The organism is Mesorhizobium sp. B2-6-2, from assembly GCF_006440615.1.
Taxonomy (GTDB): Bacteria; Pseudomonadota; Alphaproteobacteria; order Rhizobiales; family Rhizobiaceae; genus Mesorhizobium.
Genome location: NZ_VFUG01000001.1, coordinates 35,861 through 59,811, shown reverse-complemented (window position 1 = coordinate 59,811; position 23,951 = coordinate 35,861). Strand labels below are relative to the sequence as shown.

Here is a 23,951-nt window from a genome sequence, read left to right as displayed (position 1 = left end):
CGGCCGGGCTTGCCCGCACTCTCAAACAAACTTCGGGATCGGGCCGTTCTGCGGCGTCGTGTCTTCGCCGAGATCGATGAACACCTCGTCGACAAAGCACCAGCCCCAGCCTTCCGGCGGGTCGTAGCCCTCGATGATCGGATGCTGCGTGGCATGGAAGTGCTTTGTCGCGTGGCGGTTGGGCGAGTCGTCGCAGCAGCCGACATGGCCGCAGGTGCGGCAGAGCCTCAGATGCACCCACCAGGAGCCGCTCTTCAGGCATTCCTCGCAGCCGAGCGCGCTCGGCGTGACCTTTTTGATGTCCTTCGTATGCCTGCATTCGTCCATCACGGTCTCCCGGCTGGTTCACCATTTCGCGCCAGATAGGCATGCAATGCAGCCACCACCTGCGCGCCTTCGCCGACGGCGGCTGCGACGCGCTTGGTCGAGCCGCAGCGCACGTCGCCGATGGCGAACACGCCGCTTCGGCTGGTTTCCATCAGCCCGTGCCCCGGTGTGGTATCCGGCCCGGTGCGCACGAAACCCTTGGCATCCAGCGCCACGTTGCAGTTCGCCAGCCAATCGGTGTTGGGGTCGGCGCCGATGAACAGGAAGAGGTGGCGGATGGCGCGCATCGTCTCCTCGCCGGTCGCCCGGTTGCGCCAGTGCAGCCGCTCGAGATTGCCTTCGCTGCCCTCGAGCGCCGCGACCTCGGTCTCGGTCAGCACCTCGATGTTGGGCTGCGCCTTGATGCGCTCGACCAGATAGCGCGACATGGTGGCGTCGAGGCTGTCGCGGCGCGCCAGCAGCGTCACCTTGCGCACCTGGCTCGCCAGATAGACGGCCGCCTGACCAGCCGAATTGCCGGCGCCCACCAGCGCCACCTCCTGATCCTGGCAAAGCCTGGCCTCGATCGGCGAGGCCCAGTAATGCACCGAGGTTCCCTCGAATTGCGCGAGGTTGGCGATATCGAGGCGCCGGTAGCGCGCGCCGCTGGCGATCACCACCGCGCGTGCGCGCACCGTTTCGCCATCGCCGAGGGCGAGCTGGTAGCGGGCGCCGTCGCCAGCGTCGTCGAGCAGCTTCGCCTCATCGGGGATGACCATCTCGACGCCGAATTTCTGCGCCTGGTTATAGGCGCGCGCCATCAGCGCCATGCCGGTGATGCCGGTCGGGAAGCCGAGATAGTTTTCGATGCGGGCCGAGGCGCCTGCCTGTCCGCCGAAGGCGCGGCAATCGAGCACGATGGTCGACAGTCCTTCCGAGGCGGCATAGACCGCCGCCGCCAGCCCCGCCGGCCCGGCGCCGACGATCGCTACGTCATAGATCTTGTCGGCATCGATCGGCCGCAGCAGGCCGACGCAGCGGGCAAGCTCGGTCTCGCCCGGATTGTGCATGAGCTTGCCGTTGGGACAGAGCACGATCGGCAGATGGTGCGGGTCGACATGGAAACGCTCGACAAGCGTTTTGGCGCAAGGGTCGGTGTCGGAATCGAGAGCGCGATGGGGAAGTCCGCTGCGGCGCAGGAAAGCCTGCAGCCGCAGCACGTCGCCATTGCCGGGCGGGCCGATAACGACCGGCCCGCTGGCGCCGCTTTCGAGCAGGCCGACCCGGCGCAGGATCAGCGCCCGCATGACGCGCTCGCCGAGATTGGCCTCCTGCACCATCAGGTCGCGCAGGCGCTGCGAGGGGATGACAATCGCCTCGACCGGCTCGACCGCCTCGGCATTGACCAGCGACGGCCGGTTCGACAATTGCGCCAGCTCACCGACGAAATTGCCGGCGCCGTAGCTGATGATCGGCTCGCGCCGGCCGAGCCCGCCGGACTGGGTGATGTCGACCTTGCCCGACAGGATGAGGATCAGCCCGGGCGAGACCGTGCCGGCCGTCACGATGTGGTCGCCGGCGGCATAGGCCGTGGCCTCGCCGAACCGGCGCATGCGTTCGATATCCGCGTCGGTGAGGATCGGAAACATCTGGTCACGGCGGGCGGCGATGGTCGGGCTGACGGAAGGGGCCATGGGCCGACCGTAGCGGAGCATCTGCCGGGTTTGAAGCGCATTGTTGGGAGACTGGCCGGAAGGGGAGGTTGGTCGCTATGCTTTCATCTATGCGAGCGATGTCGCCAGCTTGCGCAGCGCCCCTCGCGGATCATCGGTGATGACGGAGCCATGCGAGACAAGGATGTGCTTGAGCGCCGGCTGTTCCGCCCATCGTCTCAATTGCGCTGCGAGTGCCGCCTTGTCGCCGACCATCGTCAGCTTGACCGGCCAGGGTATACGCGGCTCATCGCCGGCAAATCCCATCATGCGCAATGCCCAGCCCGCAAAGCCGGATGCGTCGCGGATGTTGCCGACGATATCATTGAGAACGAGCGTCGTGCCGTTCGGTCCGTCAATTTGCAACGCCGCTTCGCGATCACGGGTTCCGGGGACGGTGACGAGCTTGACGTCGGGATCCCCAAAGTCGCCGCGTGTCGCATCGACATGTACCGCCTTCTCGACGTGGTCGAGCGCGCCCGCCGGTGCAATCACCTGAAGGGCGGGATAGCGATCCTTCCATGGCTTTGCATCGAGCCGGTGATGATCATTAGGGACGATCAAGAAGGCCGGCTGGCCGAAGGCCTCGATCGCGCGCATCTGTTCTTCGTCGAGCGCGACGGCGCTGAAGATGATAAGCCGCCGGTCGCGCAGTCGCACTACGGTCATGCGCCGTTTCATGTTGCCAACTGGCATCGGTATGTCGCCGGTCACCGTCAGAATGTCGTCGTCGACAGGAGAGAGCCTGCCATGCGGCAGAACCTTCCACTCCTTGAACGGCGCGGGCATCACGGAACCTCGCGTTAACCGACCAGATAGCAACGGTTCAACGCGAGATGAGTTGCAGGACACAAAAAAGCCCGGAAAATCCGGGCTTTTTGCTCATCGCGTCAGATCGTCTGAAACGAGAATTTGGTGCCCAGAAGAGGACTCGAACCTCCACTCCTTGCGGAACACGGACCTGAACCGTGCGCGTCTACCAATTCCGCCATCTGGGCTGGTGGGCGCTCATGTAAGCGGGCAAACGATATGTGTCAACGCGGTTTTTTCGTCGACGCCGGCTCTCGTTATCCCCAGCGTCGCGCTGCCCCTCATTGCCCTGCCGGGCATTTCTCCCCGTAGAACGGGGAGAAAGAGGCTGACCAACGCCTCACCCCTCCAGCACGTCCTTCGACGCCACGGTGGAATCGGCGTTGAGCTTGTAAATCACCGGCACGCCGGTGCCGAGCTCGAGCTTGACGATCTCCTCGCCGCTCTTGCCGTCCAGCGCCATGATCAGCGCGCGCAGCGAATTGCCGTGCGCGGCGACCAGCACGGTCTCGCCGCGCAGCACATGCGGCTGCACCTCGTGCAGGTAATAGGGCCACACGCGTGCGCCGGTATCCTTCAGGCTTTCGCCGCCGGGCGGCGCGATGTCGTAGGAGCGGCGCCAGATATGCACCTGCTCCTCGCCCCATTTCTTGCGCGCGTCATCCTTGTTGAGGCCTGAGAGGTCGCCATAGTCGCGCTCGTTGAGCGCCTGGTCGCGGATCGTCTTCAGATCACTCTGGCCGACGATGTCGAGGATGTGCTGGCAGGTCACCTGCGCTCGCTTCAAGGCAGACGTGTAGGCGATGTCGAATTTCAGGCCGCGCGCCTTGAGCTTCTCGCCGGCGGCAAGCGCCTCGGCGGTGCCCTGCTCGGTCAGCCCGACGTCGCGCCAACCGGTGAACAGGTTCTTCAGGTTCCATTCGCTCTGGCCGTGGCGCACGAGCACGAGAGTTCCCGACATGTTTGCTCCTATGGAATTGTTTGGATAGGGGTCAGCTCAGGCCGAGCACGTCCCGCATGGAATAAAGCCCCGGCTTCTTCGCGCGGGCCCAAAGCGCGGCCTTCACCGCGCCGCGGGCGAAGATCGCCCGGTCCTCGGCATGGTGGGACAGCGTGATGCGCTCGCCGATGCCGGCAAGGATCACGCTGTGGTCGCCGACGACAGAGCCGCCGCGCAGCGTGGCGAAGCCGATCGAGCCGGCCTTGCGCACGCCGGTATGGCCGTCGCGCACCCGCACGCTGTTGTCGGCAAGCTCGATGCCGCGCCCTTTCGCAGCAGCCTCGCCGAGCAGCAACGCCGTGCCGGACGGCGCGTCGACCTTGTGCCGATGATGCATCTCCAGGATCTCGATGTCGAAATCGTCGGCGTCGAGCGCCTTCGCGGCCTGCTCGACCAGCACCGCCAGCAGATTGACGCCGAGGCTCATATTGCCGGATTTGACGATCATGGCATGGCGCGCGGCGGCGGCGATTTTCGCGTTGTCCTCGGCCGAGCAGCCGGTGGTGCCGATGACATGGACGATGCGCGCCTGCGCGGCATAGCCGGCGAATTCAACGCTTGCCGCGGGTGCCGTGAAATCGAGCACGCCGTCGGCCTTGGCGAAGGCCGGCAGCGGATCGTCGACGATCGGCACGTTGATGATGCCGATGCCGGCGAGCTCGCCCGCATCCTTGCCGAGATGGGCCGAGTCCGGCCGCTCGACCGCGGCGGCGACGCACGCGCCGGGCATTGTGTGGATGGCGCGGATCAGCGTCTGGCCCATGCGGCCGGCGGCGCCCACCACTACCAGGCCCATATCGCCGGCTTCACTCATGCGCTTCTCCTGATGGTCTTCTTGGCGCGGCTGCGCGATGCGGGAGTTTGCGCCGAAGTCTGGCTTGCCTTGACGTCGTCGACAAGCCCCAGCCCCTTCTTGCCCTGTATCCGGTGGAAGCGGGCATAGATGCTGTGCGGGTCGGCCATCAGCGTCGCATGCGTGCCTTCCTCGACCAGCCGCCCCTCCTCGAGCACGACGATACGGTCGGCATTGACCACGGTCGACAGCCGGTGCGCGATCACGATGGTGGTGCGGCCTTCCATGACATGGGTCAGCGCTTCCTGCACGCGCGCTTCCGCCTCGTTGTCGAGCGCCGAGGTCGCCTCGTCGAGCAGAAGGATGGGCGCCTGGCGCACGATGGCGCGGGCGATCGAGACGCGCTGGCGCTGGCCGCCCGACAACGTCGCGCCGTTCTCGCCGACCGGCGTGTCGTAGCCTTGCGGCTGCTGGCGGATGAAATCGTCGGCGGCCGCCTGTTTCGCCGCCTGCTCGATCTCGGCGTCGGTGGCCGAAAGCCGGCCGTAGCGGATGTTGTCGCGGATCGTGCCTTCGAACAAATAGGGCGCCTGCGAGACATAGGCGATCGATTGGCGCAGCGACCGTTTCGTCACCTTCGAGATGTCCTGGCCGTCGACTTCGATCGAGCCCTGGTCGACGTCGTAGAAGCGCTGCAGCAGCGCCACCAGCGTCGACTTGCCGGCGCCCGAGGCGCCGACGATCGCCGTCACCTTGCCGGCGGCGGCGGTGAAGCTCAGGTCCCGCAGCACCGGCATCTCGACGCTGTAGCCGAACGTCACATTGTTGAAGCGCACCTCGCCGGTGGTGATCTTCGCCTCAACCGCGTCGGGCGCATCGCCCTGCTTCGGCTCGAGGTCGAGCAGCTCGTAGATCATGCGCGCATTGACCAGCGCGCGCTCCATCGTGACCTGCATGCGGGCCAGGCGCCGCGCCGGATCATAGGCAAGAATCAGCGCGGTGATGAAGGAAAACACCGCGCCCGGCGGCTGGCCCAGCACCAGCGCCCGGTAGCCGGAATAAGCGATGACGGCCGTGACCGCGAGGCCGGCCAGCATGTCCGAAATCGGCGACAGCCGTTCGGAGACGCGGGCGATCTTGTTGCTGCGCTGCTCGGCGGTGTCGGCCATGATGCCGATGCGGCGCGCCAGCTCGTCCTCCATGGTGAAGGCCTTGACGATGGCGATGCCTTGCGTGGCCTCCTGCACCGACCCGCTCAGCCGCGAGTTGATCAGCACGGATTCGCGGTTGATCTTGCGCACCCGCCGCGTGATGTAGACGACCGCCCAGATCAGCGGCGGCCCAATCAGCAGCGAGCTGAGCGACAGCACCGGATCCTGGTAGACCATCAGCCCGACGAGGCCGACCAGGGTCACCGCGTCGCGGGTGATGGAAATCAACGTCAGCGACAAGAGATCGCGAATGCCGCCGACATTCTCGTCCACCTGCGCCGCCAGGCGGCCGGAGCGCGTGTCGTTGAAGAAATCGACGCCGAGCTTCATCAGATGGTCGAAGATGCGCTTCTGGTAGCGAGCCACCAGATTGTTGCCGATCGTCGCCAGGGCTATCGCCTGGCCGTAGCCGGCGAAGCCGCGCACCAGAAAGGCGCCCATGAAGCCGGCGCAGATCCACGCGATCGCGTCGCCGCGCCGTTCGTAGAAGATCTCGTTGACCATCGGGGCCATGACCCAGGCCGAGAAGGCGGTCGCGCCCGAAACCAGCAGCGAGCAGACGATGACGACCGCATAGGACCAGCGATGGTCATAGCCGTTTTCAGCAACGATACGGCGCAGCACCGCCGTGACCTCGGCGGGTCGGCTTCTTGCCTTGTTTGGATTTTGAAGTGTCAAATCGAAGCGCTTCGTGGATTCTCGTAAACGTCAGGACGCCTTTTTCGCACCCTCTTAGCGCTCCGGCTACGGCTTGCCTATGGCGAAACTTCGTCGCGCCGTCCCGAGCGCCGGCGCGATCACGCCCGCCAGTGCCGCCTCGCCGTCCGCACGCCGAACAGCGAAGGCGTCCTGGCATAGGCGGCAAGCCCGAGCAGCGCCGCCAACGGATGGGTGATGACGTAGACCGGCATTTCGCGCATCAGCGCGCGGTGCGGCGCCTTGTCCTCGAAGGCGGCGCGGAAATTCCCTGCTTTCAGCGCCGGCACGATTTTTTGCGCGATGCCGCCGGTCAGGAACACGCCGCCGCGGCCCATGAACACCAGCGCCAGGTCGCCCGCGGTGCGGCCAAGGCAGGTGACGAACAGCGCCAGCGCCTCCTCGGCCACCGGATTGGACTTCGAAAGCGCCGCCGCGGTGATCTCGGCCGGCGTGGTCAAGGGCGTCGGCTTGCCGTCCGTGCTGGCCACGGCGCGGTAGACGTTGACGAGCCCGCGCCCACACAGGATCTGCTCGCCGGAGATGCGGCCCTCGAGCTTGTCGATATGCGGGAACACTTCGAAGTCGCGCGGCGAGCGCGGGCCGATATCCATATGCCCGCCCTCGCCGGGCACCGGTATCCAATGGTCGAGCGCATAGATCAGCCCGGCGACGCCGAGACCCGTTCCGGGACCGAGCACGACCCGGCTCGCATTGGGTTCCGGCGTGCCGCCGCCGATCTTTTCCATGTGCTCTTCGCCGAGCGCCACCACGGCCAGCGCCTGCGCCTCGAAATCGTTGAGCACGACGACCTCGCTCAAGCCCAGATTGGCAAGCATCTGCCGGGGCCTCACGACCCAGGGGCAGTTGGTGAGCGGGATCTCGTCGCCGTCAACCGGCCCGGCGACCGCCAGCACCGCCGAGTTCGGCTGGATGGACGAACGGTCGAGCACCGCCGCCTGGATCGCCTCGTCAATGGTCTTGAAATTGGCGGTTTGGACGATCTGCGGCTCGGTCGCTTCCGAATTGGCGTCGAGCACGATCGAGAAGCGCGCATTGGTGCCGCCAATGTCGCCGATCAGGACCGGAAACCGCAGTCCCTTCTCGTCTTCGCCTGCCATGCTTTTGATCGTCCTCGCTGCGGCGCCGCTGCGCCGTTTCAATCGATTGACTAGCGCATGACCCCGCAAAGGGGAAGCCCGCTTGCGCCTTAGAGCAATTCCAGGAAAAGTGTGAGCGGTTAGGCTCGGCGCCCGCGCCGTAGCTTTCCGTCCGGAATTGCGTCAAAGCGAAGAGATAGGGCGTTTCGCCGCTTCGTGAAACGGTGAAACGCGTCAGTGGCACTGCACCGGGATTTTGACCGGTCGGCTCCGTTTGCATTGGCAGGTGGCATGCCTTGGAGATTGGCCGAAACGCCCATCGCGATCGTCATTCCAGGGCGAAGCAGGAGCGAAGCTCCGTCGCGAAGACCTTGGAATCCATGCCGTTACCTTCGCCAAGGCGTGCAACGGTCCAGAATTCTGCACCGCGGCAGCGCTTCCAAGTCACGGAATGGATTCTATGGTCTGCGCCGCGTCGCTTCGCTCCTTGCTCCGCCATAGAATGACGAGGTTGGGGCGGCTTCAACCAGTCCCCGGCGTTTGCGCTGACTTTCACGGACATGAACGGAAAATCTCACACCAAGAAAAACGGCAACCGTCAAAATCCCTGTGCAGTGCCACTAGTTCCCCGGCCTTGGCCTTGGCAACGGAATGCCGATCTTTGGCGTCGGCGCGAAAGCACTTGCCGCCGCCGGGATCGCGGCGTTGCCGCTGGAGATCGTCTCCGCCGGCTCGGTCGGCTGCGGTTCAGCCACGGCGACCGCGGCGGCGCCGCCGCCATGATAGGTCACCGCTTCCAGCGAAGGCGCGTCCGGCGCATCGACCACGTCCTGGCATTGCTTCGGCAGGTTGGCCATCGTCATCAGGTCGCGCGCCTTGGGCGCATCCGGATTCTTGTTCGGCCGCCACGGCTCCTCGGTGAACCACCAGGCCAGCGGCTTGCCGCAGCCATCGTCGTCCGGCGTCGTCTCTTGCCCCTTGCAGAAGGGCGAGCCCGGCTGGCAGCCAATGCGCATATGGAAATGGTAGTCATGGCCCCAGAACGGCCGGATCTTACGCAGCCAGGAGCGGTCCCCGGTGAAGGTGTCGCAGAGCTTCTTCTTGATGCCGGGATTGACCAGGATGCGCTCGACCTCAGGATAGCTCGCCGCGCGCTTCAAAAGCCGCGTATGCGCCTGCGTCCACAGCGCGTCCTTCACCAGATGCGTTTTTTCGTCGACCATCAGCGTCGCGCTCATGGTCTCGCGCTGCGCGATGGTCAGCGGCCGCTTCGGCATCGGCGTCAGCCAGATATCGGCGTCGAGCCCGATCTGGTGCGAGGCATGGCCGGTCATCATCGGTCCGCCGCGCGGCTGCGAGACGTCGCCGACCAGAAGCCCCGGCCAGCCATCCGCCTGGGCATCGCGCGCGAGCTTCTCGATCAGCACGATCATCGCCGGGTGGCCCCAGCGCCGGTTGCGCGACGGGCGCATCACTTCCCAGGTCGGGCCGTCCATCGGCAGCGCGACGCCGCCGGTGAAGCAGCCTTTCGAGTAGAAGCCAAAGGATTGCGCGGGCGCCACGGCCGGCAGTTTTCGGGCGCCGAACAACTCCTTGGCATGGGGTTCGGCCGAAATAGCGACAGCCGCCACCGCGGCCAGGGCCACCAGCGCCAGCGCGGCGGTCAGGAACGGCTTGCGGTCAGGAAGCGATCGCAAATTCATCAGGCTGGGTCCCTCTCCAGTCTATCCGTTTGCCGCGCGTTCAAGCGACCTGATCAGGAACGAATCATACCACGCCGCGCGTCCCACATCGATCAAAGCAGCAGAAGATGATCGTCATTCACCCTTTCAGCATCATCCTCGCATCGGGCTGCGCGGCTCTCCATATCGCCAGTTGCCCTCAGCCCACATCCGCTCCAGCGCCACCCGGTAGTTGGGAAACCGGAAGCGGTAGCCGGCCGCCTTGATCGCCTGATTCGCGACGCGCTTGTTCTCGCCATAGAAAGACCGCGCCATGGGCGAAAGTTGGGCGGTCTCGAAGGGAATTTCGGGCGGCGGCTCGACCCCCATCAGCCCGGCGGCGTAAGCGACGACGTCCTGCGGCGGCGCCGGCTCGTCATCGGTGACGTTGAAGATGCCGCCGAGATTCTTGTCGGCCAGAAGCCAGAGCGCCCCGGCGATGTCGTCGCAATGGATGCGGTTGAACACTTGTCCCGGCTTGGCCAGCCGCCTTGCGGTGCCGTCCTCGAGATTGGCCAGCGCGTTGCGGCCCGGCCCGTAGATCCCGGAAAGCCGCAGGATCGCCACCGGCTTGCCGGTCTCCCGGCCAAGCTTCAGCCATTCCTGTTCGGCCGCCACCCGCATCATCGAGCGCTTCGACACCGGGCGGCACGCGCTGGTTTCGTCCACCCAGGCGCCGCCATGGTCGCCATAGACGCCGACGGTCGAGAGATAGCCGATCCATTCCAGCGCCGGCATGTTTGCCCGGATCGTCTCGCCGGCGGCGTTGAGCACCGGATCGCCGGCCTCGTCGGGAGCGATCGAGACGATGAGATGCGTCGTCCCTGCAAGCACCTCACCCAGTTCGCTCGACAGCGCGCCGTCGAATTGCAAGGGCTCGATGCCGGCCGATCGCAGCGCGTCGAACTTTTCCGGCGCCCGGGTCGTGCCGGAGATCGGCGCGTGTTGCGCGTTGGCTCGCGCGAAAGCCTTGCCGGAATAGCCGGCGCCGAAGATGACGAAGAAGCGTCTTTCGCCCATCGATGAACCCCCTTCAATCGGCCTTCGCCGGATTTGCCGGCACCGCCAGCCATTCTTCGCGGACCGCCGCGTCCGTCTCGGCTTTCGCAGCGGTTGCGGCAAGCTTGCCAAATTCGCGGTCGGAGAGCAGTCGCGACAGGGCCCAGATTGCCGCACCCCGCACCAGCGGCGAGGCGTCGCCCAGCAGGCGATGCACAATGGGCGTTAGCGAAGCGTCGTCCGAATTGCCCGCGGCGATCAGCACGTTACGGACAAAGCGGTCGCGGCCGATGCGCTTGATCGGCGAGCCAGAGAAGAAAGCGCGGAACGCCGCGTCGTCGAGCGCGAGCAGTTCCGACAGCGGCGGCTCGCGAAGATCGTCACGCGCGGCAAGCTTCACCTCGGACGCCGCGCTGGCGAACTTGTTCCAGGGGCAGGCGGCCAGGCAATCGTCGCAGCCATAGATGCGGTTGCCGATCTTGTCGCGGAACTCACGCGGGATCGGCCCCTTGTTTTCGATGGTGAGATAAGAAATGCAGCGCCGCGCATCGAGCCGGTAGGGCGCGGGAAATGCATCGGTCGGGCAGACGTCGAGACAAGCGCGGCAGGAGCCGCAATGGTCGATTTCGGGCTGGTCCGGCTCCAGCTCGGCCGTGGTGAAGATCGTGCCGAGGAACAGCCATGAACCATGCGCGCGGCTGACCAGATTGGTGTGCTTGCCTTGCCAGCCGAGCCCCGCCGCTTCGGCAAGAGGCTTTTCCATCACGGGTGCTGTATCGACGAACACCTTCACGTCACCGCCGGCCTTTGCCACGATCTTGCCGGCGATCTCTTTCAGCCGGCCTTTCATCACGTCGTGATAGTCGCGGTTTTGCGCATAGACCGAGATCGCGCCGCGGTCGGACTTTGCAAGGACATCGCGCGGGTCGCGGTCCGGGCCGTAATTCATGGCAAGAACGATGATCGAGCGCACCTCCGGCCAAAGCGTCGAAGGTTCGGCCCGGCGCTGAACCGTCTCGGCGATCCACTCCATCGAGCCGTGGAAACCGTCGGCGACGAATTCGGCGAGCCTTGCCGGCGCCAGCGGGATCGCGTCCGGCCGGGTCACTGCGACTGCCTCGAAGCCGGCGCGGCGCGCCTCCGCCTCGATCAGTGCGCGTAAGGTTTCAGAAGTCGAGGTCCGCATAATGCGATACCGGCGACAGGCCGCGCACCCGGTCGGAGAGCAGCGGCCGGAACGACGGCCGTGATTTCACCCGCGTGTACCATTCGCGCGCGGCGCCATGCTCGCGCCAATCGATCTCGCCCAGATAATCGAGCACCGACAGCGTCGCGGCCGCCGCGAGATCGGCATAGGTCACCTTGTTGCCGGCCAGCCAATGGCGCGTGCCGGCCAGCCAATTGGTGTATTTCATGTGCTGGCGGATGTTGGCGCGCGCGGCACGGATGGCGGCCGAGTCCGGCGAGCCGCCGCCGGCGGTTTCCGGCATCACCGGCTTCAGCACGCGCTCCCGCACCAGATGCCGCGTCACTTCGCTTTCGGCCTTCGCCAGATACCAGTCGGTCAGCCGGCGGATCTCGGCGCGCTGCATCGGATCCTCGGCGAACAGCCGCCTGTCGCGCTTGAGCACACCGCGTGTCTCGTCGAGATATTCGGCGATCACCATGGCGCCGACGATCGGCACATCGCCTTCGGCAAGCAGGATCGGCAGCGTGCCGGCCGGGTTCAGCGCCAGGAATTCCTTGCGCCTGGTCCACGGCTTTTCCTCGATCAGCGCCAACTCCTCGCCATACTCGCCGAAAGCGAGGCGCACGAAGCGGCAGGTGGCAAACATGGGATGATGGAAAAGCGTCAGCATGGTTCCGCGATGAAAAGGCGCACTGGCGAATCGGTGTCAGCGCCGATAAGTCTTGGCCGCCCGATTCCAGGGACTGTCATGGTGTTGCGACCTATAGGGGCACTTCCGCTCCATGACAAGCAAACCCTTCCTCCCCCTCGGAGCATGATGTCGTCCGAAAACCGCTTCACACTTTTCGGCATCATGCTCTTGCCGCCATTCGAACCAAGAGGTTGCCATGGAAAGCCAGACCATCGTCGAAGCGCTGCTGCTTGGGCTGCTGGAGGGCCTGACCGAGTTCATCCCGGTGTCCTCGACCGGCCATATCCTGCTTGCCGGCCATTTCCTCGGTTTCCATTCCACCGGCAAGGCCTTCGAGATCCTGATCCAGCTCGGCGCGATCCTGGCGATCCTCAGCGTCTATTTCAGCAAGCTGTGGCAGATGCTGATCAAGCTGCCCAGCGATCCGCAGACCCGGCATTTCGTCGTCGGCATCCTGATTGCCTTCCTGCCGGCCGCCGTCATCGGCGCGCTCGCGCATGATTTTATCAAGACCATATTGTTCGAATCGCCCCGGCTGATCTGCATCATGCTGATCATCGGCGGCGTGGTGCTGCTCGTCGTCGACCGCATCAACCTCAAGCCGGTCCACCACGACGTCGAGGACTTCCCGTTGAGCGTTTATCTCAAGATCGGCCTGTTCCAGTGCCTGTCGCTGATCCCCGGCACCTCGCGCTCCGGCTCGACCATCGTCGGCGCGCTGCTGATGGGCGTCGACAAGCGCGCGGCGGCCGAATTCTCCTTTTTCCTCGCCATGCCGACCATGGTCGGCGCCTTCGCCTTCGATCTTTTCAAGAACCGCAACGTGCTGACCTCGGCCGATTTGCCGATCATCGCCGTCGGCTTCATCGCCGCCTTCGTCACCGCGCTCATCGTGGTGCGCTTCCTGCTCGATTACGTCTCGCGCAACGGCTATTCGCTGTTCGGCTGGTGGCGGCTTGCGGTGGGAGGGCTCGGGCTGGTGGCGCTGATGGTTTGGGGGTGAGCGGCTGGGCCGCTTAACGCCGCGATCCTTCGCGCCCCCCTCTGTCCTGCCGGACATCTCCACGAGGGGGGAGATTGGCAGCTTCGGCGCTCCGCCGACTCTGCAACGTTGGCGATTGGCGAAAGCGAGAGCGACATCTGATCTCCCCCCTCGTGGGGGTTGAGGAGTGGTCCACGAAGTGGACGGAAAGCCAATTGCTTGGCTTTTCGAACGACGAAAGCCGGCAGGCCAGAGGGGGGGCGCTGTCCCGCCAGCCTATCGCCGTTGGGCAGACCCTCAACTCTTCCCATAAAACGCGTTCTCGACATGCACCGGCCAGCGCCAGGGCAGCACCGCCACCATGTCGAAGCGCATCGACAGCCGGCCGTAATCCGGTTGGCGCGACAGCCACAAATCCGCGGCGCCCTCGATGCGGCGCTCCGATTCACGGCCGATCGCTTCCATCGCCTCGATCAAGGTTCGCCGCGCCTTGACCTCGACGAACAGCACGAGGTCGCCGCGCCGGGCGATGAGGTCGATCTCGCCGAGCCTGGTGCGGTGGCGGCGGGCAAGGATGCGATAGCCTTTCAGCATCAGCGCCAGCGCTGCCAGCCACTCGCCGCGATGGCCGCGCCGATAGGCCTTTCGGCGATGGCCGACCGTGCGTTCAGCCATCCCCGTCCGCCTTGAGCTCGATCAGCCGCCGGTAAAGCGCCTGCTTCTGGCCGCCGGTCATCTTCGCGGCTTCCGCCGCCGCCTTCGATGCTGGCATCTCGGCGGCAAGCGAGAGCAGGAGGCGGTCGATGTCGGCCGGCTGGTCCTCCGCCGCTTCGGGCGGACCGACACAGATGACGATCTCGCCCTTCGGCGTGTCGGCCGCCCCGTAATGGTCGGCCAACTCGGCAAGCGTTCCGGTGCGCATCTCCTCGAACGTCTTGGTCAGCTCGCGCGCGATGGCGGCGCCCCGCGCGCCGCCCAGCGCCTCGACCATGGCGCCGAGCGTCTCGGCCAGCCGGCGCGGCGATTCGAAGAAGATCAGCGTCGCCGGCACCTGCTTGAACGTCTCCAGCTTGGTCAGCCGCTGCCCGGTCTTCACCGGCAGGAAGCCGGCGAACAGGAAGGCATCGGAAGGTAGGCCCGACGCGGTGAGCGCCGCAAGCGGAGCCGAAGGTCCGGGGATCGGCACGACGCGAATGCCGCGCTCCAGCGCCTCGCCGACCAGCCGGTAGCCGGGATCGGAGACCAGAGGCGTGCCGGCGTCGGAGATCAGCGCCACGCTCTGTCCGGCGGCCAGCGCCTCGATCAGCTTCGGCCCGGCCTCTTGCGCATTGTGCTCGTGATAGGCGGTGGTGCGGCGGCGGATGCCGTAGCGTTCGAGCAGCACGCGCGAGACGCGCGTGTCCTCGCAGGCGACGATGTCGGCGGCAGCCAGCGTCTCCAGCGCGCGCAACGTGATGTCGGCCAGATTGCCGATCGGCGTCGCCACCAGATAAAGCGCCGGCTGAAGCGGCCGCGCCGCGACCTCGCTCTGTCCGATCAGATAGCTGCGTTTGTCGCCGGTCACCGAATGCCCCTCATTCCGAGCAATTCCAGGAAAAGTGCGTCGCGGTTTTCCGTCCGGAATTGCGTAAGAACCAAGTCTGTTTCGCATGGCCGACGCCCCGTTGCAAAACGTGAGGTCGAGGCAACGAAATCGCCATGCCTTTGCCACAGTGCGGAACGAAACCCACATCGGCGAATTTAACCCCTGATTCCCCCGGGAGGAGGCAGGACCGAACGATGCCCAATCGCTTCGATATTTTTATCAGCCGACTTGAAAGCAAAACCGCCCGCGAGGGCATCCCTCCACACCCAATCGCCGCCGAGTCCGGCGCACGCCGCGACAAGGCCGACGAGAAGCCTGTCCGTCACGGCGAGGCGCATGGCGAGAAGCACCGCGGCAAGCACCGCCAGAAGCACGACGCTTAAGGCGTCGCGTCCATCGTCATTGGCCGCGAGCGGCCGCACTTCGTAATTCCAGGGCGAAGCAAGGAGCGAAGCGACGCGCGCAGACCCTGGAATCCCGTTACATCGACGTTCTGCCGGCGATGCAGATCCTGCTCCGCTGCATCCTATGGCTGAAGTCACGGCATGGATTCTCGGGTCAAGCCCGAGAATGACGAACGTGCGAAGCTACCTTGCCAGATCCGCCACCACGGCATCCAGCACGATCATCCCCGCCGTCGTGGCGCGGAGCCTTGCGTTGCCGACAGGCGCCACCAGGCCTTCTTCCTGCAGCACCGAAAGCCGCGCGCTCGACAGGCCGCGACCCGAGAGCGCCTCGTAGCGCTGCAGGTCGATGCCTTCGGCAAGCCTCAGGCCCATCAGCAGGAACTCGTCCGCCTCTTCGGAACGCGTCAGGATCTCGCCGCCGGTGACGCCGTGGCCTTTGGCCTCGACCAGATTGGCCCAGGTCTCCGGCATTCTTTCTGCAATCGTCACGGTACGGCGGCCGTTTTCGACGAAGCGGCCATGGGCGCCGGGGCCGACGCCGACATATTCGCCATAGCGCCAGTAGGTCAGATTGTGTCGGCTTTCCGCACCCGGCCGCGCGTGGTTGGAAATCTCATAAGCGGGCAGGCCATGCGCCGCCGTCACCTCCTGCGTCAGCGCGTAGAGGTCTGCGGCATGGTCGTTGTCGGGCAGCGTGAATTTGCGTGCCGCGTAAAGCGCGTGGAAGGGCGTGCCCTCCTCGATGGTCAGCTGGTAGAGCGACAGGTGGTCGACGGCATAGCCGATCGCCTGCTCCAACTCCGCCCCCCATGCGTCCGGCGTCTGGCCGGGCCGCGCGTAGATCAGGTCGAAGGAGAGGCGCGGAAATATTTCGCGCGCGAGGCCAATGGCGTGCAGGGCCTCCTCGACATTGTGCAGCCGGCCGAGGAAGCGCAGATCCTTGTCGTTCAGCGCCTGTACGCCGAGCGAGACGCGGTTGACGCCGGCGGCGCGGTAGCCGCGGAAACGCTCGGCCTCGACCGAGGACGGGTTGGCTTCCAGCGTCACCTCGATGCCGGCCGGCACCGTCCAGTTCTTCGCCACCGCCTCCAGCACCGCGCCGACGGTTTCCGGCTTCATCAGCGACGGCGTGCCGCCACCGAGGAAGATGCTGGTCACCTCGCGCGGCCCGGTGCGGGCGCGCATGGTTGCGAGCTCCGTCTCGAAGGCGCGGGCGAAACGCTCCTGGTCGACCGGCTGGTGGCGGACATGGCTGTTGAAGTCGCAATAAGGGCACTTGGCCGCGCAGAACGGCCAGTGGATATAGACGCCGAAGCCGGGGCTGCGGTCGAGCGGTAGGGTCACTGCGCTCATGCGGGTCCTGATCGCGCCAAATCCAATCTGGCCAAATTTAATCGCGCTTCGGCGAATTTCTGGAAGGCGCGGGCGCGGTGCGACAGCGCCGTCGCCTGGCCGGGCTTCCAGCCATGCTTTTCTCGCGCGCTCATCTCGCCAAAAGTCCTGTCGAAACCGTTGGGCAGGAACACCGGATCGTAGCCGAAGCCGAGCGTGCCGCGCGGCGGCCACACCAGCGTGCCTTCGGCCTCGCCGCGATAATATTCGGCCTCGCCGTCGGGAAAGGCCAGGCAGATGACGGCGACGAAGCGGCCGGTGCGCTGCGCGGGCTCCGTAGCGCCGCCCTCCTGTAGCGCCACCTCGGTGCGCTGCATGGCCATGCCGAAATCCCTGCTGCCGTCCGGCGTCTCGGCCCAGTTGGCGGTATAGACACCGGGCGCGCCGTCGAGCGCGTCGACGCAGAGCCCGGAATCGTCCGACAGCGCCGGCAGGCCGGTCGCCTTGGCGGCCGCATATGCCTTGATATAGGCATTCTCCTCGAAGATGGTGCCGGTCTCGTCCGGCTCGGGCAGGCCGTATTCCTTGGCCGATTTCGCCTCGAAGCCGAACGGCGCCATCAGGTCGGCGAATTCGCGCAGCTTGCCTTCATTGTGGCTGGCGACGACGATCTTTTTTTCCCCAAGGGAATGAAAAGGTTGCGAGTGCATCAAAAACCCCAGATCCTTGGCTCGGCGAACTCGATCGAATTGCCCGACGGGTCGCGGATATAGATCGAATGCCCGCCCTGCGGCCATTCGAAATCGCTTTCGATGGCGATGTTGTTCGCGGCGAGATGCTTGCGCCATGCGGCGATTTCATCGGCGGTTGCCGCAAAGCAGAGGTGCCCTTCGCCGGCCGTGCCGTGCGGCGGGACCTTCAGCCGAGCGTCCGGCGCCGGCGGGATTTTCGTTGCCTCGGCATTGAAGAGGAGCAATACGCCATCGCCGCAGCGGAAGAAGACATGCCGGCCCTCGACCTTGCCCAGCGCCTCGAGGCTGATGACGTCGCGGTAGAAGGCTTCGGCGGCGTGTAGGTCTGTGACGTAGAGGGCGGATTCGAGGATTGCGGAGGGTATCACGAGGCCCCCCTCTCTGCCCTGCCGGGCATCTCCCCCTCAAGGGGGGAGATTAGCAGTTTCGATGCCGCCGCACATCTTGCAACGCTGGCGATTGGCGAAAGCCGAAGCAACATCTGATCTCCCCCCTTGAGGGGGGTGAGGAGTGGTCCGCCTAGCGGACGGAAAGCCAATTGCTTGGCTTTCCGAACGACGAACGCCCGAAGCGACAGCGAAGGGCCGGCGACGGCAGGCCAGAGAGGGGGGCCTAGGCTCGGCATTTCAAACCTACGCCACCGCCATCTGCTGCAGGCTCACCAGCCGCGAAATACCCTTCTTCGCCAAGCCCATCAGCGCCGCGAACTGCTCCTCGGAGAAAGGCTCGCCCTCGGCCGTGCCCTGGATCTCGACGATGCCGCCCTTGCCGGTCATGACGAAGTTGGCGTCGGTGCCGGCCGAGGAATCCTCCAGGTAATCGAGGTCGACGACCGGCTGGCCGTCATGGATGCCGCAGGAAATCGCCGCGACATGGTCCTTCAGCACCTTGGCGACGCTCACCATCTGGCGCGCTTCCATCCAGCGCAGGCAATCGTAGAGCGCCACCCAGCCGCCGGTGATCGAGGCCGTGCGGGTGCCGCCATCGGCCTGGATGACGTCGCAGTCGACGGTGATCTGCTGCTCGCCCAGCGCCTGCAGGTCGACCACGGCGCGCAGCGAGCGGCCGATCAGCCGCTGGATCTCCAGCGTGCGGCCGCCCTGCTTGCCGGCGGAGGCTTCGCGCCGCATGCGTTCGCCGGTCGAGCGCGGCAGCATGCCGTATTCTGCCGTCACCCAGCCCTTGCCGGAATTGCGCATCCAGGCCGGCACCTTTTCCTCCAGGCTCGCCGTGCACAGGACGTGCGTGTCGCCGAACTTCACCAGGCACGAGCCTTCGGCGTGCTTGGAGACGCCGCGTTCGAAGGAGATGGCGCGCATTTCGTCGGCTTGGCGTTTGGAGGGGCGCATTCGGCCTTCTTTCTTGTCGTTTCCGGAATCGTGGCCGGCTTGTAGACGTATGCGCAGCATGGCGCAAAGGAAAACGAGGTCGCGTGACCGCAAACGCGGCACCGGGTTGCGCCGCCGTAGCTTAAGTCTATATCTTTCGGAAAGAGGTTTCTCGCCGGAATGAACAAACCAGTCGATCCGACGTCGCAGTCGCCGGTACTTCAGTCACTCGACATGCGCTCGCGCGATATCTTCCGGCGGATTGTCGATTCCTACCTGCGCGACGGCGAGCCGGTCGGCTCGCGCAGCCTGTCGCGCATCCTGCCCTCCTCGCTGTCGCCCGCCACCATCCGCAACGTGATGAGCGACCTCGAGCATCTGGGGCTGATCTACGCGCCGCATATTTCCGCCGGGCGGCTGCCGACCCAGACCGGCCTGCGCTTTTTCGTCGACGCTTTCATGGAGCTGGGCGACCTTTCCGACGACGAGCGCCGCACCATCGAGGCGCAGGTGCGCGCCTCCGGCTCGGGCGCGACGCTGGAGCATATGCTGACCGAGGCCAGCCAGATGCTGTCGGGCATGTCGCGCGGCGCCGGCCTCGTGCTCGCCTCCAAGCACGAGGTGGCGCTGAAGCACATCGAATTCATCCAGCTCGAGCCCTCCAAGGCGCTCGCCGTGCTGGTGTCGCAAAACGGCGACGTCGAGAACCGCGTCGTCGACCTGCCGGCCGGCACCACCGTGTCGCAGCTGCACGAGGCGTCCAATTTCCTCAACGCCCATATCCGTGGCCGAACACTGGCCGAGGCGCGCGCGGAAATCGCCCGCATCAAGGACGAGACCAGGGCGGCCCTCGACACGCTGTCGCAGGATCTGGTCGAGAAAGGCCTCGCGGTCTGGGCCGGCGCCGAAAGCGGCCTGCCGGCGCGCCTTATCGTGCGCGGCCGCGCCAACCTCCTGGAAAACGTCACCGCCCAGGCGGACATCGAATTGCTTCGCCATCTGTTCGAGGATTTGGAAACCCAGGACGGACTGCTGCAGCTGCTCGACCTTGCCGAAGAAGGGCCGGGCGTGCGCATCTTCATCGGCTCGGAGAACAAGCTGTTTTCGCTGTCCGGCTCCTCGCTGGTCGTCGCCCCCTATCGCGACAAGGACGCCCGCGTCGTCGGCGCGCTTGGCGTCATCGGGCCGACCCGGCTGAACTACGCCCGTATCGTGCCGATGGTCGACTATACGGCGCAGCTGATTTCGCGCATGCTTCGTTAGGTGTATCGATATTCAGGTGATGCCGGCCTGACCTGAACCTCGACACAGCTGAGGGTGCAAAGGAGAAGAACATGGCGCTGGAATCGCTCAAGGCCCAGATCAGCCTGCTGCTCGAGGAGATGGTGAACCAGCCCGAGGACGAGCACGAGATCCAGGAGCAGCTGCGCGAGAAATTGAGGGAGATGCGCGCCATGGGCCTGCCCCTGCCGGCTGATCTCGTGGAGTTGGAAAAGCGCCTCGACGACGATCTGGACGCCGAAGAGGCCTGAGGCCGGCGCTCCGTCAAATCGGCTTGCGCACGCTTCTCTTTTCGATCGTTTGCCCAATATGTCCTGTCTCCGGGCGCCTTATCGAGTGAGGCGCCCAGGGACCGGACATGTGACAGACGACGGAGGACAGCATGATGCGGATCGCCGGCCTTGCGGGCTTCGCGCTGGTTTTTGCCACGAGTGCCTTTGCGCAGCAGGCCGATCAGCCCTTGCTCAGCGGCGAGAAAGCCTTCGGCGATTGGAAAGCCGACCGTCCAGGCGTGCGCCGGCTGCTGAAACTTGAGGATTTGCCGAAACCCGATATGACGGAGTCCGCATCCAACGGCGGCGGCGTCACCGAGCGCCCCGAGGACGCAAAGCCAAAGCTTCCGCCCGGCTTTTCCGCCGAGCTGATCGCATCCGGCATCGACAGTCCGCGCGTCGTGCGGGTGGCGCCGAACGGCGACCTCTTCGTTGCCGACAGCCGGGCAAACCAGGTCCGCGTCTATCGCCTGGCGGAAGGCAGCGCCAAGCCTGCACAGGAGTCGATCTTCGCCAAGGGCCTGACCCGGCCCTACGGCATCGCCTTCTACCCGCCGGGCGACAAGCCGCAATGGGTCTATGTCGCCAACAGCAACAGCGTCGTCCGCTTTCCCTACCGCGACGGTGACCTGGAGGCGTCGGGCAAGCCGGAAACCATAGTCGCCAAAGTTCCCGCCAGCCACCACTGGACGCGCGACATCGCCTTCTCGCCCGACGGCAAGACGCTCTATCTGTCGGTCGGCTCCGGCTCCAACATCGCCGAGGACATGGGCACAAAGCCGAAGGGCGGTGTCGAGGCGTGGGCGAAATCGCAGCCGCTGGGCGAGGCCTGGGGTCCGGAGCAGGGCCGCGCCGACGTGCTGGCCTTCGACCCCGACGGCAACAACCGCAGGGCGGTCGCCACCGGCCTGCGTAATTGCTCCGGCATGACCGTGCAGCCGGCGACGGGCGCGCTCTGGTGCGTCGTCAACGAGCGCGACGAGCTTGGCGACAACACCCCGTTCGAATTTGCCACCGCCGTGAAGGACGGCGCCTTCTATGGCTGGCCCTGGTATTATATCGGCGACAATGAGGACCCGCGCCACCAGGGCGCGCGCCCCGATCTCGCCGGCAAGGTCACGGTTCCGGATGTGCTGATGCAGGCGCATTCGGCGCCACTCAACATCGCCTTCTATGATGGCGCCAATTTCCCGGCCGATTTCAAGGGCGACGCCTTCGTCACGCTGCACGGCTCGTGGAACCGCAATGTCCGCACCGGCTACAAGGTGGTGCGGCTGAGGTTCAAGGACGGCAAGCCGACCGGCGAATACGAGGATTTCGCCACCGGCTTCGTCATATCCGACGATGCGGTCTGGGGCCGGCCGGTCGGCGTCGCCGTGGCCAGGGACGGCGCGCTGATCCTCACGGAGGACGGCAATGGCACGATCTGGCGCATTACGCATGGTGGGTAGCTGTTCGACATAGGGGTTTTTAGAAGGTGCCGTTTGTCGATGGACAAGGCTTTACCCGTTCATTTCTATGAAATCAGCGCAAACGTTGGCAACTAGCGGAAGCCACCCCAACCTCGTCATTCCAGGGCGTAGCAGGCGCGCAGCGGCGTCGCGGAGACCCTGGAATCCATTCCGTGACCCTGATCATAGAACGCAGCGGAGCAGGATTCTGCACCGTTGCTACGCTTCGAGGTCACGGAATGGAGCCTCGGGTCTGCGCGCGTCGCTTCGCTCCTTGCTCCGCCCGTGGATGACGAGGCCGGGCCGTTTCGGCCAATCTCCAAAGTGTACGGACTGCCAACAAGGGAACGCGCACTCCGTCGAGCTGGCGTAACGAATCCCGCCGCGAGGGAATTACCAGTGGCCGGGCGTCATGATAAAAGCCCCGCTCCTCATCGATCCCTTCGGGGAATCATGCGCTAGGCCAGAACCATGACACTCACCGGATTTCTCGCTTACAGCGCCGCGCTCGGCGTTGCCGCCGCCATTCCGGGCCCCGGCGTTACGGCGCTTGTCGCCCGCGCGCTCGGCTCCGGCTTTCGGTCCTCGCTTGCCATGGCATTCGGCCTCATGCTCGGCGACCTCACCTATCTCACCGCCGTCGTGCTCGGGCTCGCCTTCGTCGCGCAGACCTTCGGCATGGTCTTCCTCGCCATCAAATGGGCCGGCGTTGCCTATCTCGCCTTCCTTGCCTGGCGCTTCTGGACCAGCGGCATCACGCCCGAAAACATCGAGGCGCGGAAGGCCAAGGGCGGGCTGGTGTCGAGCTTCATCGCCGGGCTGACGGTGACGCTCGGCAATCCCAAGACGATGATCTTCTATCTCGCCATCACGCCGACCATCGTCGACCTCAAGACCATCACGCTTGCCGACTACGCCATCCTTGCGATGCTCACCGTGGCGGTTCTGTTCGTGGTGCTGGTGCCTTATCTGGCTTTGGCCGCCAAGGCGCGCTGGTTCCTGAAATCGCCGCGCGCGCTGAAGGTGCTGAACCGCACCGCCGCCGGCTTCATGATGGGCGCGGCTGCCGCTATAGCGGCGCGTCAATAGGTTCCGATCTCAACCGATCCCGGATTCGGCCAAACTATTCCTGAAACCCAGCGTGGCGGAAAATGCATTTCCGGCCGCGGGTGCTTTTGAGCAACCGCCCCACTCGGATATTTTCCAGCCTCAGCCTATCTTGCGCGGCTGAAAGCCTTATTCTGTCTGCCTGTGCCATTGCCTTGGGAGCGAAACCAATGAACAAGCCCGTCACCTCCGCGCGCGTGCCCGGCCGCGGCCGCGTCTTCAACTCGATCACGGAGACGATTGGCGACACGCCGCTGGTCAGGCTGGACAAGTTCGCGAAGGAGAAGGGCGTCGTCGCCAACCTTCTGGCCAAGCTCGAATTCTTCAACCCGATCGCCTCCGTCAAGGACCGCATCGGCGTCGCCATGATCGAGGCGCTGGAGGAAGCCGGTAAGATTTCGCCGGGCAAGACGACGCTGATCGAGCCGACCTCCGGCAACACCGGTATCGCGCTCGCCTTCGCCGCCGCCGCCAAGGGCTACAAGCTGATCCTCACCATGCCGGAGACGATGTCGGTCGAGCGCCGCAAGATGCTGGCGCTGCTCGGCGCCGAGCTGGTGCTGACCGAAGGCCCGAAAGGCATGAAGGGCGCGATCGCCAAGGCCGACGAGCTCGCCGCGACGCTGCCTAACGCCATCATCCCGCAGCAGTTCGAGAACCCGGCCAATCCCGAAATCCATCGCCGGACCACGGCCGAGGAAATCTGGAACGACACCAATGGCGAGGTCGACATCTTCGTCGCCGGCATCGGCACCGGCGGCACCATCACCGGCGTCGGCCAGGTGCTGAAGAAGCGCAAGCCTTCACTGCAGGTCGTGGCGGTCGAGCCGGAAGCCTCGCCGGTTCTGTCGGGAGGACAGCCCGGCCCGCACAAGATCCAGGGCATCGGCGCCGGCTTCGCGCCCAAAATCCTCGATACCTCGATCTATGACGAGGTCGTCAGGGTCTCGAACGAGGATTCGGTCGCCAATGCCCGCCTCGTCGCCCGTCTCGAGGGCGTGCCGGTCGGCATCTCGTCGGGCGCAGCACTCCAGGCGGCAATCGTCGTCGGCTCGCGGCCGGAGAACAAGGGCAAGACCCTCGTCGTCGTCATCCCCTCCTTCGCCGAGCGCTATCTCTCGACCATTCTGTTCGACGGGCTGGGCGCCTAGGCGCGCAAAAGCCCCAGCGCCGAGATCCTTCGCGCCCCCCTCTGCCCTGCCGGGCATCTCCCCCACATGGGGGGA

At 65.4% G+C, this 23,951-nt stretch carries 24 protein-coding genes and 1 tRNA gene; 7 read left to right on the top strand and 18 right to left on the bottom strand.

The features are described 5' to 3' along the window. Positions 1-21: 21 nt before the first annotated feature. The 12 genes from FJ419_RS00325 to FJ419_RS00270 all read right to left on the bottom strand — a co-directional run bounded on the left by FJ419_RS00325 (position 22) and on the right by FJ419_RS00270 (position 12,207). On the bottom strand, positions 22-327 hold the full coding sequence (locus FJ419_RS00325) for a UBP-type zinc finger domain-containing protein (protein ID WP_140686762.1): 306 nt from the start codon (positions 325-327) through the stop codon (positions 22-24). After that, entirely contained in the window at positions 327-2,000 is a 1,674-nt protein-coding gene (locus FJ419_RS00320; protein WP_140686761.1) for a cyclic nucleotide-binding domain-containing thioredoxin-disulfide reductase, read from the bottom strand. The genes FJ419_RS00325 and FJ419_RS00320 overlap by 1 nt, the downstream gene beginning before the upstream one ends. Before the next feature lie 87 nt (positions 2,001-2,087). Then, positions 2,088-2,807 (bottom strand): hypothetical protein, encoded by a 720-nt coding sequence (locus FJ419_RS00315; RefSeq protein ID WP_140686760.1) that lies wholly within the window; start codon positions 2,805-2,807, stop codon positions 2,088-2,090. Between the two features lie 124 nt (positions 2,808-2,931). Continuing rightward, positions 2,932-3,016: transfer RNA gene (locus tag FJ419_RS00310), tRNA-Leu, on the bottom strand. A 152-nt stretch (positions 3,017-3,168) separates the two neighbouring features. After that, complete coding sequence (locus FJ419_RS00305; protein ID WP_140681006.1) at positions 3,169-3,789, bottom strand: 2,3-bisphosphoglycerate-dependent phosphoglycerate mutase; 621 nt, start codon at positions 3,787-3,789, stop codon at positions 3,169-3,171. A 31-nt stretch (positions 3,790-3,820) separates the two neighbouring features. Continuing rightward, positions 3,821-4,642, bottom strand: a complete 822-nt coding sequence (gene dapB / locus FJ419_RS00300) for a 4-hydroxy-tetrahydrodipicolinate reductase (protein WP_140686759.1) — start codon at positions 4,640-4,642, stop codon at positions 3,821-3,823. Continuing rightward, positions 4,639-6,510 (bottom strand): ABC transporter ATP-binding protein, encoded by a 1,872-nt coding sequence (locus FJ419_RS00295; protein WP_140686758.1) that lies wholly within the window; start codon positions 6,508-6,510, stop codon positions 4,639-4,641. Before FJ419_RS00295 ends, dapB begins: the two co-directional genes overlap by 4 nt. A 119-nt stretch (positions 6,511-6,629) precedes the next feature. Beyond that, positions 6,630-7,649 carry a glucokinase gene (locus FJ419_RS00290; protein ID WP_140686757.1) on the bottom strand — a complete coding sequence of 340 codons (1,020 nt, stop codon included), beginning with the start codon at positions 7,647-7,649 and terminating at the stop codon, positions 6,630-6,632. 599 nt (positions 7,650-8,248) lie between these two features. Continuing rightward, positions 8,249-9,331, bottom strand: a complete 1,083-nt coding sequence (mepA, locus tag FJ419_RS00285; protein ID WP_140686756.1) for a penicillin-insensitive murein endopeptidase — start codon at positions 9,329-9,331, stop codon at positions 8,249-8,251. Between the two features lie 132 nt (positions 9,332-9,463). Continuing rightward, entirely contained in the window at positions 9,464-10,369 is a 906-nt protein-coding gene (locus tag FJ419_RS00280; RefSeq protein WP_140686755.1) for an SDR family oxidoreductase, read from the bottom strand. 13 nt (positions 10,370-10,382) lie between these two features. Next, positions 10,383-11,534: a tRNA epoxyqueuosine(34) reductase QueG gene (queG, locus tag FJ419_RS00275; RefSeq protein WP_140686754.1), complete on the bottom strand. Its 1,152-nt coding sequence runs from the start codon at positions 11,532-11,534 to the stop codon at positions 10,383-10,385. Further along, complete coding sequence (locus FJ419_RS00270) at positions 11,515-12,207, bottom strand: glutathione S-transferase family protein (RefSeq protein ID WP_095767936.1); 693 nt, start codon at positions 12,205-12,207, stop codon at positions 11,515-11,517. Before FJ419_RS00270 ends, queG begins: the two co-directional genes overlap by 20 nt. 217 nt (positions 12,208-12,424) lie before the next feature. On the opposite strand from FJ419_RS00270, the gene FJ419_RS00265 reads away from it, so the two are divergent. Further along, positions 12,425-13,231, top strand: coding sequence for an undecaprenyl-diphosphate phosphatase (locus tag FJ419_RS00265; RefSeq protein ID WP_140686753.1), 807 nt, complete (start codon positions 12,425-12,427; stop codon positions 13,229-13,231). A gap of 276 nt (positions 13,232-13,507) precedes the next feature. Here FJ419_RS00265 and FJ419_RS00260 read toward each other — a convergent pair whose 3' ends face one another. Together FJ419_RS00260 and rsmI are read right to left on the bottom strand one after the other, a co-directional pair. Continuing rightward, positions 13,508-13,885 (bottom strand): YraN family protein, encoded by a 378-nt coding sequence (locus FJ419_RS00260; RefSeq protein WP_095767933.1) that lies wholly within the window; start codon positions 13,883-13,885, stop codon positions 13,508-13,510. After that, the gene (gene rsmI, locus FJ419_RS00255; protein ID WP_181170562.1) at positions 13,878-14,774 is read right to left on the bottom strand and encodes a 16S rRNA (cytidine(1402)-2'-O)-methyltransferase; all 897 of its coding nucleotides are present in this window, start codon (positions 14,772-14,774) and stop codon (positions 13,878-13,880) included. The genes FJ419_RS00260 and rsmI overlap by 8 nt, the downstream gene beginning before the upstream one ends. Before the next feature lie 215 nt (positions 14,775-14,989). Here rsmI and FJ419_RS00250 point away from each other — a divergent pair, with 215 nt between their 5' ends. Beyond that, complete coding sequence (locus tag FJ419_RS00250; RefSeq protein WP_140686751.1) at positions 14,990-15,178, top strand: hypothetical protein; 189 nt, start codon at positions 14,990-14,992, stop codon at positions 15,176-15,178. Between the two features lie 204 nt (positions 15,179-15,382). Here FJ419_RS00250 and hemW read toward each other — a convergent pair whose 3' ends face one another. The 4 genes from hemW to rph all read right to left on the bottom strand — a co-directional run bounded on the left by hemW (position 15,383) and on the right by rph (position 18,635). Continuing rightward, positions 15,383-16,555, bottom strand: a complete 1,173-nt coding sequence (gene hemW / locus FJ419_RS00245) for a radical SAM family heme chaperone HemW (protein ID WP_181170561.1) — start codon at positions 16,553-16,555, stop codon at positions 15,383-15,385. Next, the gene (gene rdgB / locus FJ419_RS00240; RefSeq protein WP_140686750.1) at positions 16,552-17,244 is read right to left on the bottom strand and encodes an RdgB/HAM1 family non-canonical purine NTP pyrophosphatase; all 693 of its coding nucleotides are present in this window, start codon (positions 17,242-17,244) and stop codon (positions 16,552-16,554) included. Before rdgB ends, hemW begins: the two co-directional genes overlap by 4 nt. Continuing rightward, the gene (locus FJ419_RS00235; protein WP_140686749.1) at positions 17,244-17,654 is read right to left on the bottom strand and encodes a VOC family protein; all 411 of its coding nucleotides are present in this window, start codon (positions 17,652-17,654) and stop codon (positions 17,244-17,246) included. The genes rdgB and FJ419_RS00235 overlap by 1 nt, the downstream gene beginning before the upstream one ends. A gap of 264 nt (positions 17,655-17,918) precedes the next feature. Then, the gene (rph, locus tag FJ419_RS00225; RefSeq protein WP_140686748.1) at positions 17,919-18,635 is read right to left on the bottom strand and encodes a ribonuclease PH; all 717 of its coding nucleotides are present in this window, start codon (positions 18,633-18,635) and stop codon (positions 17,919-17,921) included. Between the two features lie 159 nt (positions 18,636-18,794). Between rph and hrcA the strand changes: the two genes are divergently transcribed. The 5 genes from hrcA (at position 18,795) to cysK (ending at position 23,876) form a co-directional block, all read left to right on the top strand. Continuing rightward, entirely contained in the window at positions 18,795-19,877 is a 1,083-nt protein-coding gene (gene hrcA / locus FJ419_RS00220) for a heat-inducible transcriptional repressor HrcA (RefSeq protein ID WP_140686747.1), read from the top strand. A gap of 71 nt (positions 19,878-19,948) precedes the next feature. Continuing rightward, entirely contained in the window at positions 19,949-20,146 is a 198-nt protein-coding gene (locus FJ419_RS00215; protein WP_095767926.1) for a hypothetical protein, read from the top strand. 131 nt (positions 20,147-20,277) lie between these two features. After that, complete coding sequence (locus FJ419_RS00210) at positions 20,278-21,618, top strand: sorbosone dehydrogenase family protein (RefSeq protein ID WP_140686746.1); 1,341 nt, start codon at positions 20,278-20,280, stop codon at positions 21,616-21,618. Between the two features lie 471 nt (positions 21,619-22,089). Next, the gene (locus FJ419_RS00205; protein ID WP_140686745.1) at positions 22,090-22,707 is read left to right on the top strand and encodes a LysE family translocator; all 618 of its coding nucleotides are present in this window, start codon (positions 22,090-22,092) and stop codon (positions 22,705-22,707) included. A gap of 188 nt (positions 22,708-22,895) precedes the next feature. Further along, a complete protein-coding gene (gene cysK / locus FJ419_RS00200) occupies positions 22,896-23,876 on the top strand; it encodes a cysteine synthase A (protein ID WP_140686744.1) in 981 nt (326 codons plus the stop codon). The last annotated feature ends 75 nt before the right edge of the window (positions 23,877-23,951 follow it).